At 33.6% G+C, this 15,420-nt stretch carries 10 protein-coding genes and 1 pseudogene; 4 read left to right on the top strand and 7 right to left on the bottom strand.

The genetic code is table 11. From position 1 onward, the window contains the following. Positions 1 to 17: 17 nt before the first annotated feature. The 3 genes from crtH to D5R40_RS10845 all read left to right on the top strand — a co-directional run bounded on the left by crtH (position 18) and on the right by D5R40_RS10845 (position 6,052). On the top strand, positions 18 to 1,568 hold the full coding sequence (gene crtH, locus D5R40_RS10855) for a carotenoid isomerase (protein ID WP_124144824.1): 1,551 nt from the start codon (positions 18 to 20) through the stop codon (positions 1,566 to 1,568). Between the two features lie 444 nt (positions 1,569 to 2,012). Then, positions 2,013 to 3,077, top strand: coding sequence for a sulfurtransferase (locus D5R40_RS10850; RefSeq protein WP_205127349.1), 1,065 nt, complete (start codon positions 2,013 to 2,015; stop codon positions 3,075 to 3,077). A gap of 1,085 nt (positions 3,078 to 4,162) precedes the next feature. Then, the gene (locus D5R40_RS10845; RefSeq protein WP_124144823.1) at positions 4,163 to 6,052 is read left to right on the top strand and encodes an SBBP repeat-containing protein; all 1,890 of its coding nucleotides are present in this window, start codon (positions 4,163 to 4,165) and stop codon (positions 6,050 to 6,052) included. An 822-nt stretch (positions 6,053 to 6,874) separates the two neighbouring features. On the opposite strand, the gene rnc (D5R40_RS10840) is transcribed toward D5R40_RS10845, so the two are convergent. From rnc (D5R40_RS10840) to D5R40_RS10810, 7 genes and pseudogenes are all read right to left on the bottom strand, one after another. Continuing rightward, complete coding sequence (rnc, locus tag D5R40_RS10840) at positions 6,875 to 7,573, bottom strand: ribonuclease III (protein WP_124144822.1); 699 nt, start codon at positions 7,571 to 7,573, stop codon at positions 6,875 to 6,877. A 29-nt stretch (positions 7,574 to 7,602) separates the two neighbouring features. Further along, on the bottom strand, positions 7,603 to 8,289 hold the full coding sequence (gene rnc, locus D5R40_RS10835; protein WP_124144821.1) for a ribonuclease III: 687 nt from the start codon (positions 8,287 to 8,289) through the stop codon (positions 7,603 to 7,605). 29 nt (positions 8,290 to 8,318) lie between these two features. Next, a complete protein-coding gene (rnc, locus tag D5R40_RS10830; RefSeq protein WP_124144820.1) occupies positions 8,319 to 9,521 on the bottom strand; it encodes a ribonuclease III in 1,203 nt (400 codons plus the stop codon). A gap of 335 nt (positions 9,522 to 9,856) precedes the next feature. Then, positions 9,857 to 10,225 (bottom strand): annotated as a pseudogene (locus D5R40_RS42555) (NYN domain-containing protein); the annotation flags it as partial. Positions 10,226 to 10,803: 578 nt separating this feature from the next. Continuing rightward, positions 10,804 to 11,259: a Swt1 family HEPN domain-containing protein gene (locus tag D5R40_RS10820; RefSeq protein ID WP_124144819.1), complete on the bottom strand. Its 456-nt coding sequence runs from the start codon at positions 11,257 to 11,259 to the stop codon at positions 10,804 to 10,806. A 641-nt stretch (positions 11,260 to 11,900) separates the two neighbouring features. After that, complete coding sequence (locus D5R40_RS10815; protein ID WP_124154636.1) at positions 11,901 to 12,308, bottom strand: thiol-disulfide oxidoreductase DCC family protein; 408 nt, start codon at positions 12,306 to 12,308, stop codon at positions 11,901 to 11,903. Between the two features lie 293 nt (positions 12,309 to 12,601). Continuing rightward, the gene (locus D5R40_RS10810) at positions 12,602 to 13,729 is read right to left on the bottom strand and encodes a DALR anticodon-binding domain-containing protein (protein WP_153183466.1); all 1,128 of its coding nucleotides are present in this window, start codon (positions 13,727 to 13,729) and stop codon (positions 12,602 to 12,604) included. Positions 13,730 to 13,773: 44 nt separating this feature from the next. Between D5R40_RS10810 and D5R40_RS10805 the strand changes: the two genes are divergently transcribed. Further along, the gene (locus D5R40_RS10805) at positions 13,774 to 14,535 is read left to right on the top strand and encodes a Crp/Fnr family transcriptional regulator (protein ID WP_192901275.1); all 762 of its coding nucleotides are present in this window, start codon (positions 13,774 to 13,776) and stop codon (positions 14,533 to 14,535) included. The last annotated feature ends 885 nt before the right edge of the window (positions 14,536 to 15,420 follow it).

Here is a 15,420-nt window from a genome sequence, read left to right as displayed (position 1 = left end):
TTTTCAAAGGTGTTACTATGGCAATTTCTCCTGCATCTCAGTCATTAACTGATAAATTTCCTCCAATACTTGAATATGATGCAATAGTTATCGGTTCTGGTATTGGTGGTTTAGTTACAGCTACTCAACTTGCAGCTAAAGGAGGCAAGGTTATAGTATTAGAAAGTTATACTATTCCTGGTGGTAGCTCTGGTTATTTTGAGAGGGAGGGATACACATTTGATGTTGGTGCATCAATGATATTTGGTTTTGGTAAAAAAGGTACAACAAATTTACTGACTCGTGCTTTAGATGCGGTAAATGTTAGCATAGAAACAATCCCCGACCCCGTACAAATACATTATCATTTACCAGATAATTTAGAGTTAAAAGTTCACCAAAAATATGAAAAGTTTATCCAAGAATTAACTGAAATATTTCCCCATGAAAAAAAAGGAATTCGTCAATTTTATGATGAATGTTGGAAAGTATTTAATTATCTCAATTCTATGGAGTTATTATCTCTAGAAGAGTTAAAATATCTCTCCAAATCATTTTTTCAAAATCCTGGTTCTTGTCTGGGTTTATTGAAGTATTTACCTCAAAATGTAGGTGATGTTGCACGTCGATATATTAGCGATAAACAATTATTAAAATTTATTGATATGGAATGTTATTGTTGGTCAGTAGTGCCAGCATATTTAACACCAATGATTAATGCTGGAATGGTGTTTTCCGATCGCCATTATGGTGGTATTAATTATCCTAAAGGCGGTGTGGGTAAAATTTCTCAAAAATTGGTAGAAGGTTTGGAGAAAACAGGGGGAGAAATTAGATATAAATCTCGCGTTCAAGAAATTATTATTGAAAAGGGAAAAGCTGTAGGAGTTAAGTTAACTAATGGAAAGGTTTATCGAGGTAAGCGAGTTATTTCTAATGCGACGAGATGGGATACTTTTGGCAAGTTAATTCCAACAGAAAAGATACCGTCAAGTGAGAAAAAATGGCGCAGTAATTATCAAAAGTCACCAAGTTTTTTAAGTTTACATTTAGGAGTAGAAGCTTCCGTATTTCCAGAAGGTACAGAATGTCATCATATTCTCTTAGAAAATTGGGAGAAAATGGAGGATGCAGAAGGTACTATTTTTGTCTCTATTCCTACACTTTTAGACCGAGATTTAGCGCCAAAAGGTTATCATATTGTTCATAGTTTTACACCTTGTTATATAGAAGATTGGCAAGGATTAACAATCAAAGAATATGAAGCAAAAAAAGAAGAAGCTGGGGGGCGAGTTATTGATAGATTAGAAAATATTTTTCCTGGTTTAGATGCTGGTTTAGATTATATGGAAGTAGGAACAGCTCGTTCCCATCAAAGATTTTTAAATCGTGAAGATGGTACTTATGGACCTATTCCTAGTCGTAAATTACAAGGTCTATTAGCAATGCCATTTAATGGTACTGCAATACCTGGTTTATATTGTGTTGGAGATAGTACATTTCCTGGTCAAGGTTTAAATGCTGTGGCATTTTCTGGTTTTGCCTGCGCTCATAAAGTTGCTGTTGATTTAGGATTAAAAAAAAGATGATTTTAAGGCAGAAGGCAGAAGGAAAAATTGCTTATGGATTAAACCCCAAACAATTTTAAGCACTTTGTAGACGGTTGGGTATTAAACCCACTACAGAAAAGATAATTAATTCTCCTTAAAAGAAGAGAGTTTACTAAAATAATTTTTTTCTTTTTCATCCTTAAAAATAGAGGCTTTAAATCTTCATAATTCAGTAATTAAAGATAAAGGGAAGATTGAAAATAAAGTTTTTTACTTTAATGTTTTTTCTTTCTTCCTTTCTCATAAAATATGATATACATAATTTTTTAAGAGATTGTTTGTATACAAAAGATTAAAAGGTGTGGGGTGCGTTCATCTAAATTTAATGTTGAGCAATTAAGAATAGCGCAGAACCCCCCCTAGTATTGCAATATTTTAGGCGTGTTACGCCACTACATAATTTATTAATGAGGAAATTGCTGTATGTTTAATCCCCTCAATTTAAATACAGTTAAAATTATTGCACTGATAGGATTAATGATATTGGGATTAATTTCTACATTGGCGATATCCAGTTTTATTCAAACTACCAATATAATCAAAAATCAATCTATTGATTCTCAGTTTGTCATTAATAAATTTCCCCAACAAATAATCAAAAATCAATGGATAATTAGCTCTGCTCAAGCTCAGGAATTAGTTGCACAAGGAGCAACAATTTTAGATGCTCGTTCTTGTAAAATATTGAATCCTCAAAGTTTGTTAAACGCAACTTGTATAAGTTGGCAAGAATTTTCTCAGTCTCAATCTCCATTTAAAGGAAAATTACTTACAGATGACAAAGTTTTGACAGAAAAATTACAAGCTATAGGCATTTTTAATCACAAACCAGTAATAGTGTTTGGTAATACCATAAATGGTTGGGGAGAGGATGGCAGAATAGTTTGGATGTTACGCACTTTAGGTCATCAAAAATCCTTTTTAGTAGATGGAGGTTTTACTGCTTTAGTTAAAGGGGGTTTTCCTACAGTTAAGTTTACGAAAAATAATTCTCCACCTAGAGGAGATTTTGTGGTTAATCAGAATGAAAATTGGCATATTAGTCAGAATGAATTAAAAACAAGTTTAGGAAAAGATAATCTGGTAATTATTGACACTAGGGAGCCACAAGAATATGCTGGAAAAACACCTTATGGAGAACAACGTGGGGGTCATATTCCAGGGGCAATTCATATCTATTTTAAGTATTGGTTAGATAATAATGGGATGTTATTATCGCGGGATAAAATTTTAGAAATGTTGGCAGAAAAGGGAATTACAAAAGATAAAATTATTGTTACTTATTGTACGGGTGGTGTACGTTCTGCTTGGTCTACTTCTGTATTGAAAGATTTGGGATTTAAGGTGAAAAATTACTCTGGTTCTATGTGGGAATGGTCGGCGAGTAGTGCAGATATTTATCCTTTGGAAAAATCCAGAAAAGAGGGAGTAGGGGTTATTGAGGACAGGGAGAAGGGGAGACACGGAGACGCGGAGAGGGAGAAATAAACAGAAGAATAATTAACATTAACTGAGCTGCTAATTAACAAAAAGGGACTTTTTCTGTATTAATTATTTAATAACTGAAGTGTCACATAAGTATAGTATTACTTTTGAGAATTTGTATTAAATTCAAAATCAAAAAAAACTATTTCAGTAATAAAATTTTTGCTAAAAACCCTAAATATTTTGAGAGTTAAAAACGAAAAATTAAGCTTTTCAAACACATTTTATACCAATTTGATAAATGTTTGCTACAAATAGCTAGGGTATTTTTTAGAATTTCCGTTTGTCATGCTCCGCAAACAGAATTCAGAAGCCGTATGGGAATAGATTTAATACCAATTTTTAGGTCGGAAATTCTCTTTTTTGTCAAAGGGACATTTCCTACAAAATCTTTTTATTGCACTTATTATTAGTAACATTCTTTTTTCAAATTGGTATTACTTAAACAAATAAACTTGTTAAAGCGCTTGCCGTTGTTATGAGGTACACCCCGGAGTGGGCAAGATGCCCGCACTACAATTTTTTCATCATTTACCCTATACCTCATTTGCCCGAAATATGCTGTAAAAATAGTGGGATAGGTTCAAAATAAAAAAAATCAATGATTAATGGTTAAGTTTTTAGAGATGAAATTGAATAATATAATGTTTTTCAAGTTACTGATACCAATTTTATAAATGTTTCCTACAAATAGCTAGGGTATTTCTGAGAATTTCCTACGGAATGCTCCGCAAACAGAATTCAGAATTCAGGAGTCAGAATGAATATATTTAGTACCAGTTTTTAGGTTGGAAATTCTCTTTTTTGTCAAAGGGACATTTTCTACAAAATCTTTTTATTGCACTTATTATTAGTAACATTCTTTTTTCAAATTGGTATGAGGTATAGTTGTTTTTCTTCTTTGTTATTTCCTACTCCCGCGCAACAAAGGAATTTTGTACCTCAACAATATGGGAATTGCTATATCTAATATTTAGATAAAATAATCGGTAATAATACTGACTAATTAGCCATGTATTAAGAAATAATTATTGTATAATAACCAAAATAATTTCTCAGTAAATTTTGAATTTAATTTAGTACTAATTATGGATGAATTAAACTCTCTAATTGAACAGTCACAGATAACATTAACACCTCCAGATTTTCCACCGCCACCACCAATAGAAGTTTCTCCAGATGTAATTACTCCAGTGGAAAATTTCCCAGAAACTAATGATATAGTTTTGATTAGTAACCCAGGGTTAAATTTCGGTTCCCAAATTCCTTCAAATAATAACGTAAATATAGAATATTCTGACCTTTTAGGAGGCAGTAATTTTGAAGATGGACGAGGCATAACTACGGACGAAGAAGGCAATATTTACATTACAGGTAGTACCAACTCTATAGATTTTACAGTAACTGCAAATGCTGTACAAAATAGTTTTGCTGGAGGTAATGAATTTGGTTCTGGCGATGCTTTTGTTGCTAAATATTCTCCTGATGGAACTCTGATTTATTCTACATATATAGGTGGAAGTGGTGATGATTTTGGTACAGATATTGAAGTAGATGAAAGTGGAGATATCTACGTCACAGGTAATACTAATTCTGTTGACTTCCCGACAGTAAATGCTTTACAAAATACCTATGGTGGGGGTGAATTTTCAGGGGATGCTTTTGTGGTTAAACTATCTGATGATGGTACTAATATTGAGTATTCTACTTATTTAGGTGGGCAAGATAACGATTTTAGTAGTGGTATTGCTTTAGATGATAATGGCAATGTTTATATAACCGGAGATACGGGTGCTTTACTCCGTTTTCCCATCGTCCCTCTTACTGGTATTGGCGACTTTCCTACTACAGAAAATGCCCTACAAAATACTTTAATCAGTGAATTTAATCGTGATGCTTTTGTCAGTAAAATATCTACCGACGGTAGTGAATTAATCTACTCAACTTTATTTGGTGGAAATGATACGGAGGTAAGTAACGATATTACTATAGATAGTAGTGGCAATACTTATATAACTGGTGATACTCGCTCCGTTGACTTTCCCACTGAAAATGCAGTACAAAATTCTTTAGGTGGGGACCGAGATATATTCATTACCCAACTTAATAGTGACGGTAGCGACCTAATTTTTTCCACTTACTATGGTGCGGTAGATGGAGATACTGGTAATAGCATTGCCGTAGATGAAGTGGGCAACATTTATGTAGGAGGATCTTCCGGTAGTCAAATTATCGGAGGTGATGCAGTAGTACCCCCAGTTGGAGAATTTCCCACTGTTAATGCTTTGCAAGATAATTTTGCTGGGGGTGAAAGTGATGGAATTTTAATGAAAATTAATAGCGATCGCTCTGTTGGATATGCGACTTATTTAGGTGGAGCAAATTTTGAGTCTATTGAGGGTCTTGATATTGATGGGGTCGGTAATACTTATATTATTGGTAACGATAATTTTGCCGATGCTTTTGTCAGAAAAATATCTAACGATGGTGGAACTGTAGAATATTCAATTTCCTTTGAGACCAACAATAATTTGGGTATATTTGGCAATGACATTGCAGTAGATGAAGTTGGTAATGCTTATATTGTTGGTTCCAGCAACTCCACTGCTTTTCCTGAATTTATTCCAGGTGGTAGTAGTACAGCGAACGATATTTTTGTTGCGAAACTAAACTCTAGTAGTCAACCTCCAAATATTCCCTTTCCCAATATTCCTAGCAGTTTCAACGAAAATCTTTACTTGCTAGAAAATTCCGGTGTAGCAGATGCTGTGACAAATGGTTTATTTAATAACGGGTTTGAACATTGGTTAGAATTTGGTTTTTTAGAAGGGCGATCGCCTCAGTTTGCTTTTGATGAAGAATTTTATCTGGCCACTTACCCAGTAATTGCTGATGCAGTGGCAAATGGTTTATTTATCAATGGGTTAGAACATTATATTCGGTTTGGTCAAACTGAAGGGCGTCAAGCAGTTGCTTAATTTGTTGACATAGGAGTGAAAATCAAAAATAAAATCAATTCTTATCCATAAATTATTAATTATTCCCCTCCTGGGAGGGGTTATGGGTGGGTTCCCTGTTCCGGTGTTCCGGTGTTCTCTGTTCCCTCTTTTCTGGAGATATCTAATTATAGATAGGGGTAAATTTTTTGATAGTCGTGCATAGTAATGGTAGATGGGGAAGAATAACGTAAGTGCAAGGTAGCAAGATACTCCCACTGCCATTTCCCTTGAGAAAATAATTACAATAGACATAGGAGTGGAAATTACACACATAGATCATTTTTTGTGTCTTTTTTCAGAAATTTTCTTCCCTTTTTCCTACTTCTACAAAAAATCTATTTTTTTCACCAGATATTTAATAGACCACCATTAGACATAGGAGTGGAAATTACACACATAGATCATTTTTTGTGTCTTTTTTCAGAAATTTTCTTCCCTTTTTCCTACTTCTACAAAAAATCTATTTTTTTCACCAGATATTTAATAGACCACCATTAGACATAGGAGTGGAAATTACACACATAGATCATTTTTTGTGTCTTTTTTCAGAAATTTTCTTCCCTTTTTCCTACTTCTACAAAAAGTCTATTCTTTTCACCAGATGTTTAATAGACGACCATTATAAATAGGAGTGGAAATTACACATATAGATCATTTTTTGTGTCTTTTTTCAGAAATTTTCTTCCCTGTTGCCTGTTGCCTGTTCCCTGTTGCCTACTTATGTAAAAAGTCTATTTTTTTCGCCATATGTCTATTACAATGCACCACCAGAAATTTTGTTTGTTTACCCCACTTTTTTCTTCAAATTAATCCTACTTTTCTCAGAGCTTTTTCTGCCGCCCGTTTTTCAGCTTCTTGTTTACGATGACCTTTTCCAACACCATATAACTTTCCCTTAACTCTAACTTCAGCAGTGAATATTTTGGCATGATCCGGACCTTCCCCATTATTAGATTCATATTTAGGATTTTCTCCAAATTTTGCTAATGCCCACTGTTGAAATTTACCTTTAGTATCTACTAAATCATTTGTTTGTACATCACTTTCTGAATCTGGAAAAATTATTTCATCTGCAACAGGTTGAAAAAGTTTTTTCACAAAAGGACGAACTTTTGTCAAAGTTGAGTCTAGAAAAAAGGCTCCAATTATTGCTTCAAAAGTGTCACTAAGTAAGGCCGGGTTTTGACGACCTCCATCTTTTTCTGCTCCTCTACCAAGGCGCATTAATTCACCTATTTCTAGTTGAGTTGCAAATTTTGCCAATTGTTTTTCATCTACTAAAAGTGAACGGAGACGAGTAAGTTCTTTAGGTTTTAAATCATATTCTTCTTTATAACGTCTATAGAGTAGTTCTCCCACTAGGAAACCTAACACAGCATCCCCCAAAAATTCGAGACTTTCGTTATCTTCTTCTCCAGAATTTTCGTTTAAAAAAGAGCGGTGGGTGAGAGCTTGTTTTAGAAGTTCAGGATTTTTAAATTCAGGTAGTTTCTTTGTCATATTACAATCTTAAATTTCTTGAGATTCGTCTATATTAATCCTTGTTGTTTCAATTTAGCTAGGGCATTTTTCGCAGCTTGTTTTTCTGCATCTTTTTTACTACGACCTTCACCTTGAGCATACTTTATATTATCCACCAATACTTGAGACAAAAAAATAGGTTTATCATCTGAACCACCACATTTATTAGATTCATATCTAGGAATTTTTTTAATTTCTTCTAATGCCCACTGTTGAAATTTAGCTTTAGTATCTACTAAATCATTGTCTGGGAAAATTTTTTCACCTGCAACGGGTTGAAAAAGTTTTTTCACAAAAGGACGAACTTTTGTCAAAGTTGAGTCTAGAAAAAAGGCTCCAATTATTGCTTCAAAAGTGTCACTAAGTAAGGCCGGGTTTTGACGACCTCCATCTTTTTCTGCTCCTCTACCAAGGCGCATTAATTCACCTATTTCTAGTTGAGTTGCAAATTTTGCCAATTGTTTTTCATCTACTAAAAGTGAACGGAGACGAGTAAGTTCTTTAGGTTTTAAATCATATTCTTCTTTATAACGTCTATAGAGTAGTTCTCCCACTAGGAAACCTAACACAGCATCCCCCAAAAATTCGAGACTTTCGTTATCTTCTTCTCCAGAATTTTCGTTTAAAAAAGAGCGGTGGGTGAGAGCTTGTTTTAGAAGTTCAGGATTTTTAAATTCAGGTAGTTTCTTTGTCATTTTCCAATCTTAAATTTCTTGAGATTCGTCTATATTAATCCTTCTTGTTTCAATTTAGCTAGGGCATTTTTCGCAGCTTGTTTTTTTGCTTCTTTTTTACTACTACCTAGACCTTCCCCATAGTCTTCACCATCGATCAAAACCATAGCTATATATTCTGGTTGATTGTCAGAACCACCATTTCTTTCAACTTCATATTTAGGTTCAATTTTAAACTTTTTTTGTGCCATCTCTTGAAGAAAACCTATAGGGTTATCAGTATTAATAGATTCTGTTTCCTCAACATAATCAGGAGAATTTTTTAGAGTTTCAGCAAAAATTGGTTCTAAAAAATTGCGCACTGCTTCAATACCAGAATCAATATAATAAGCACCAATAACTGCTTCAAAAGCATCACTTAATAATGAATTATTTTCACGTCCTCCCTGTGATTCTTCCCCCTTACTTAGCAGAATAAACTGTCCGAGGTTTAAATATATTGCAAACTTCGCTAATTGTTGATTATCCACTAAACTGGAACGTTTTTGAGTCATTTCACCTTCTTTCATTTTTGGGTATTTACGATATAAATATTCTCCACTAAGAAAGTTGAGTAAAGCATCGCCAAGAAATTCTAAACGATTATTATCTTCGCTTACTTCTGTAGGGTTTTCATAAAGATAAGTTCGGTGGGTTAAAGCAATTTCTAAAATAGAAGGATTTTCAAAGGAAATTTTTTCTAATATTTCATTCAATCTTTTTTTAATTCTTTTTTCTTCTTCCGGGGAAACAGAAGGAGTATGGATATTTTCATAACGAAATTGTTGTTGAGATAGAATTCGTAATACTTCTTGCTTTTCTTTTTCTACTTCTTCTACTTCTGCTTCAATAGTTTTAATAAGTCTGGCAATACTATCAAGGGCGCGATAAGTGTCGTCTATAGAAAATGGAGTGATATGTGCCCACTTATTGCGCACTTCTATAAGCTCTTCTACTATTGCTTTACTCAAATTTTTATTTTTTTTGAATACATCATCCCACTTTTTCACAATTAACTTTAGTTGTAAAGATACATCTTCAGATAATGTTTTTTCTAAATCACTTTTTTTGGCAATATTTAGAATTGGTCTTGCAACTTTCACCCAGTCATTTGGATAATTTTCTTCCATTTCTTTGACAATATAAGGGTATAAACCCTGGCTCAGAGAGTTCAAACTTTTACAAATTATCTCTTGGTTATTACGGATAGTCATATTATATTTGATGTCAAATAGTTGTTTAGTATTATATTAACTAATTTTGATTAAATACTGCTACTAAGTATTACTTGATATTTTTTGATAAACTTAATACAAAAAAATAATAATTAGCAAAATTTTCTCTGAATCCTAGTTTGTTTCACTCTGTAAAATTACGAGACAAACTAGGTTTCTATCTTTAGACTTTATCTAACAACATTTCCTCTTTTATCAACGGGGGAGATAAAGATTATTGTTGCACTTCAAACAACTAAATCCTATATTTTATGGAATCATAACCTCTCTGAAGTTGATTTACAAATTTCGCCAAATTAAATGGAAAATCCTAATCATGCCATTTGTATAAGCCTAGTTTTTACTTCCAATAATTCTGGTAGTTTTTTGTCTACAAAATAATATTCATCAGCAAGACTAAGTAATTTTTGATTGGCATTCTTTGAATTGGCAAAAATGATGACTTTTTTACCTTTAGCTTGCCATTGACGAACAATATTTTTATAGTCTCCATCTCCAGTAATTAAAATTAAGATGTCAGTAGATGGAATAGAATTAAGTTCTCTTTCACAGTCAGCTATTAATTTTCGATCGACACTCTGTTTTTCTGTTGTAGGAATGTCAATACAGTCAAAACCTAGTTCGTATAAATGTTGTTCATTACTTTGATTTTCCTCTCGCCAATAACTATATACTCTTTGGCTAGATAAGCTACCATTTCAACAATTAATAATTAATAATTAATAATTCCCTCTTCTTGAAAAGAAGAGGATTTACTCTTAAGGAATTTTTTTTCTTCTCTTGGTCGATTGGATATGGTTAGGAAACCCATCCATCCCATCCTACGGAATGCTCCGCAAACGACCGCTTTTTTCTCCTTTAAAAGAGAGGCTTTAAATCTTAATTATTCGGTAAATTGGCAAAAGTTTGAAAATATCGCACAAGATAAGAATTGAAATTAATACAAACATTTTGATAATCCCAATGTAATTAGACTAATAATCGAACTAAACTAATTTTAGGTGTAAGCTGAAATCTTATTATGTTGTACCGAAATAATTAAATTACGGTAGATAAGGCTACAACTTACACTTACATTTAAAAAAATAGCATGATAGTAAGTGAATCTCAACAAATAGAAATCTCCATAAAAGAGGGAACAGGGAACAGGAAACAGAGATAAATAATTGACAATTTATGGATAATAATTGATTTTTTTTAATTTACGGAGATGTCTAATAGTATTTTTTTGACACGCTCTTGTCTGCTTATGACAGGAGTTCTAATACTTCCTATTTTTCATTTTTTCTACATTTTCTACTTCTGCTGCATTGATGGTTTTAAGTAGTTGAATAATACTGTCAAGTGCTATATCTGCTTTTTTCTTGGGAAATGGCAAAAAATGGGCAAAATTATTACGAATATCTAGAAGTTTTTTTACTTTTGATTTACTCTTTTCTGTTTCTTGACTTAAATCATATTGAAAGATATTATCCCACAGTTTATAGATTAGCTTTAGGTGCAGAGATACATCTTTACGCAAAGCTTCATCTAAGTTGCGTTTGTTTAATCCTTGCTGATTTTTTAAGATATTTTTTGCTTCTTTCAACCAATTATCCGAGTAGTATTCTCGCATTCTTTCTTCAATATATGGATATAAAGCTTGAGCTAAAAGCTTTAAAGATTTATAGATTAAATCACCATAATCATCTATGGAAGGCTGCTTTTTTGTAATCATTTTACTGATATTTCCTTTGGGTTGTTTGCGAACAACAGCATCGGAACATCAGATATCTATCACTAATAGTGAAATAGTGAGTTACTCAAAAAAACTCCCCTATCTTGATAGAAACTTCCCAAAAAATAGGAGTTAATAGTGACAACTAATGTCACTTTTGACTCACATATAACATTGGGATATTTTTCTACAGGGAATTTCATAAAATGAGTATTACTTCAACTAAATAAACACTATATTAAGTGGTATTAGCTTCAGCTAATGTCTCATCAATGGTAGATATGTATACTGACTCGTGTATCTCGATTTGTCGCTAATCTTTAGTAAACCTAGATGCTTGTAAGCATTTAGTCCCCTAAACTACCTACTTACAAACAGCTATCTATACTAAAGATTAATTACAAATCAAGATATACGAATCAGTATATATATCTACCACCGATGAGACAGCAGCCAACAACAGACAATAGATACTAATATTGTATGCTATCTTGAAAAAGAGTATAGCAAAGAAATAAAATTTTTGTCAATAGTTGTCAGATTTATTTTTTGGACTAACCTTCATAGCATGAAAAAACCTCCCGTTCTACTTTTATGTTTTAACTCAGGGACTCCATCTAGCAAACTCACTTCTTTTCTACTCAGAGTAAAGAAGCTTTACAACCAAATGGATAAGGTGAGTTATAAGTAGTAGAACGCTTACCAAATATTGTGTAACGATTATCCCGAATCTGCTCATAAAAGCGATCGCCCATCCATTTTGCTCCTGGTAAACCTCGATATGCTGCCACAAACACATCCCCCACAGGCAAAAGTCGCCCTATTTCTTCCGCTGCATCACTACCTTGCCATCGACGTTCCGGTGCATTACCATCAATCAAAATCATACCCATTTCACAATCTTTAGCAGTAATACCAAATTGATTGAGTTTTTCTAAATCTTGCATAGGAATATACTCAAATAGCTCACCTTTATCTATACTTTCCAATACCTGCACCAACGTTACACATAAATTGCAGTTGCCATCATAAATTACGATATAACTCATACGTCTTAGTTTTATTTTAAATACAATCAAACATTGTAACATCAACAGGACTTACGCAAATTCTTAGACAATACGCTATCAGCAGGGGGCGAATGCCATTCGCCCCTACTAGATATGGCGGTTATGCGTAATATCATGTCCGGATAATTAGTGATCAAAAAACCTTCTCCTTCTGCTCCTGTTCTTCTTCCTTCTTCTTTCTTCCCTCCTGACTCCTGACTCCTGACTCCTGAGGACTCCGTCGTTATTTATTTATAACTGTTCAACCGGACATGATATAAGTCCTGACTAAATTAAAGCTCTACAGGTGCTTCCCCACCTAACCTTTCTTCTAATAAAAATCTAAGTATAGACTGACTCACCAAAACCAAACCTAATCTAGCTTGCGCTAACTGCGGTTTTTTCACCTTCACCTCACCCCAAATACGACAATGACTGTAAAAATCTTGAAAAGCTACACTCATAGCATCAGCTACTTTTTGCCAATTTATAGGTTTTTTGCTGCTAGAAACACAATAAATACGATCTAGAGTAGAAGCAAATTGAGCAATTAAGTGGTATTCAGTATCATGTAAAAATTGTAATTGCCCATTAGGTTGTTGCCAGGATATAGGTTGAGAACTTTGCAACTGCCAAAATTGACCGCTACCATCCGGGCCTGTAAGAGTAACATTAATTAAGCGATCGCGTATACCCATCCGCAATAACGAACAACAACGAGCATGACTATACTGAATTGGAAACAAATTTGTAGTTTCTAAAGATTTATCAAAGTAATTGGGTCTAAAACCCCGCCTTGATTGGCGAAATGTTTTTGGATACTTGCTCACATCCCCGTTACAAAAACAACTTCTGACTTCGTTAAAGTCAACACCAACCTGTAATTCTTGTTGCTCAAAATTTAGGGGAAAAGAAGTTAGATAATCTAACCAATTAGCGACACTCAAATCAGTTAAATAAAAGTAAATTATCCCAGATGAAATTACCTCAAACTCAAAAATTTCTGTATCTTTCTTAGTATCAGTATTGACTATTTCCTTACAATATTTAACTAACTCAGTCGCAATATATATAGCTGGTTGTTGGCAAACCGAGGCTAACTTCATAGCGATCGCTGACTTGTATACAATTGCTCCATTATTTATAGTTTGATTAATTGGAATTTCTTCCTTCTTTTGCCAAACTTCTAATGTATTTTCATACCTGCAAGATAATTCCAATTGCTCCTGGTATAAATTTATAGCTTTTTGTAAAATTTGTATCAAATTACACTTAAATGATGCTTTTGTCAATATTATTACTACCTCAAATAAATTTGATCTTGAATCTTCCGAATTAGATGTGTTTTTTGCTACACTTAAACTAAGGATCAAACTGGTATAAGTAGACAGATAAAAATCTGCTTCTATTCCTTTTACCAAAATGATTTGAACTCAAGGCCAACTATTACTACAAGAGAGTACCAATGCAACTATCATCACATCCAGAACTACCAGAAATGTCACTGAATATACAACCTACCAGCACCTCTGCACCTACCAGCAGACCATTTCTGACTTGGCAACTAATCATAGATTGGGCAGAAGAACACTACCGTAGCAGAGCTTTTAGCAAAGATGAACGTATTCCTGCCCGTCCAGGTTTGCTGTATCTAGTACAAAAAGGGTCAATTCGTTTAGTAGGTAATGCCCACATTAGTGCCAGTCACAATAAGTCTAGCAAGTCAAAAATAAGTAATATTTCAGACGAAGCTTTCCTCGGATTTGTCGGTGCTGGTCAACCATTTGAACTAATAGCTCAGTCACCATTTACACTTCAAGCTTATGCTCATGCAGATCAAACAACTGTGCTTTGGATGTATTGGCATGACCTAGATAATTGGCCTTACTTTCGCAGAGAAGTCCTAGATGCCTTTAGATACCAACATCAACGGAAGCTTCTGTGGCTAAGTACCCTAGGCCAACGTCGCACCATTGACAGATTATTCGGATTTCTGACGCTATTAATTGAAGAATATGGAGAACCATGGATCGCCCAAGACAAACCAGAAGCAATAAGTGGTTATTATTTGCCTTGGCCTTTGACCCATGCTCAAATTGGCAGTGCTATTGGTTCAACCCGCGTAACTGTGACTCGTCTAATGGGTAAATTACGTCAGCAAGGCTTAATATTTATCCAGAATGATCATCTGATTTGCTTACCAACACAGTCTGAACAGTCACAATAGTTAAATAATTTTTGGGTAGTTAGTTCTGGGCGATTATCAAACTTGGATATTAATACATATCCAACCATAAATTGTTATTTTGCATATTAAAATATTATGCGTTAAATAGATAATTTTATCTATATTTATCATATCAAATGATTTGATTGTCATTGCTTACTACTCTATCCTTCTGATGCTAATTTATGTTAAACGAAGGAATTTTTATTTGATTTATTATCTTCCGTTATCTTCCGGCAATTAAGTATTTTGATGCTCGCCTTTAGCCAAATTTATGTATTCACAGTGTGGATATAGAGATAGTAAATATTAAGAACTGCAAAAGTAAAGTAAATAGTTGAACATTATGGGTAAAGACTTTACTACACCAAAGTTAAGCACATTATCGTAGTATAATTATTAGCTCCAATCAATATATTGATCGCGTTCAAGAAGATGGAATTTTACTTTTGGTACTTCTACAAACCAAAATTAGAAATATTAAGTCCTTTTAATTAAGCATCATAAAAACTCCTCTTAATTGTCCTCGCAAGAATAGAATAATTAATGCTATGGAAGGTACGTTTGTCGTACTCCGCGGAGTCGAACTGCTGTTGCCTTTTCTCTGCTATAGCACTACATAAATAGGTTAGGAAATTTCTCTACTCCCAACTCCCAACTCTCTTACAACCACAATTTATTGTCAACCACCAAAAAACTTACTGCTATACATATAGCAGTCGTTATTACTGTATTTGATATATCAAAAGCTTAAAACTCAGACAAAGCAAGATTTTTCCAACTTCGGTTCTTCCTTCTTCCCTCTGCTATATAAAACTCAAAAGCAACAATTTATCATTTTCTTTGTGGGTTTAATACCCCACCGTCTACACGGTGTTCAAAATT

The organism is Okeania hirsuta, assembly GCF_003838195.1.
GTDB lineage: Bacteria > Cyanobacteriota > Cyanobacteriia > Cyanobacteriales > Microcoleaceae > Okeania > Okeania hirsuta.
The sequence above is the reverse complement of the archived record's forward strand: the minus strand, read 5'-3'. Positions and strand labels throughout refer to the sequence as shown.

Coding starts and splice junctions, on each gene's coding strand:
- D5R40_RS10845 (WP_124144823.1), top strand. CDS start 4,163: ATGGATGAATTAAACTCTCTAATTGAACAGTCACAGATAACATTAACA.
- D5R40_RS10815 (WP_124154636.1), bottom strand. CDS start 12,308: ATGAGTTATATCGTAATTTATGATGGCAACTGCAATTTATGTGTAACG.
- crtH (WP_124144824.1), top strand. CDS start 18: ATGGCAATTTCTCCTGCATCTCAGTCATTAACTGATAAATTTCCTCCA.
- rnc (WP_124144821.1), bottom strand. CDS start 8,289: ATGACAAAGAAACTACCTGAATTTAAAAATCCTGAACTTCTAAAACAA.
- D5R40_RS10850 (WP_205127349.1), top strand. CDS start 2,013: ATGTTTAATCCCCTCAATTTAAATACAGTTAAAATTATTGCACTGATA.
- D5R40_RS10820 (WP_124144819.1), bottom strand. CDS start 11,259: ATGATTACAAAAAAGCAGCCTTCCATAGATGATTATGGTGATTTAATC.
- rnc (WP_124144820.1), bottom strand. CDS start 9,521: ATGACTATCCGTAATAACCAAGAGATAATTTGTAAAAGTTTGAACTCT.
- D5R40_RS10805 (WP_192901275.1), top strand. CDS start 13,774: ATGCAACTATCATCACATCCAGAACTACCAGAAATGTCACTGAATATA.
- rnc (WP_124144822.1), bottom strand. CDS start 7,573: ATGACAAAGAAACTACCTGAATTTAAAAATCCTGAACTTCTAAAACAA.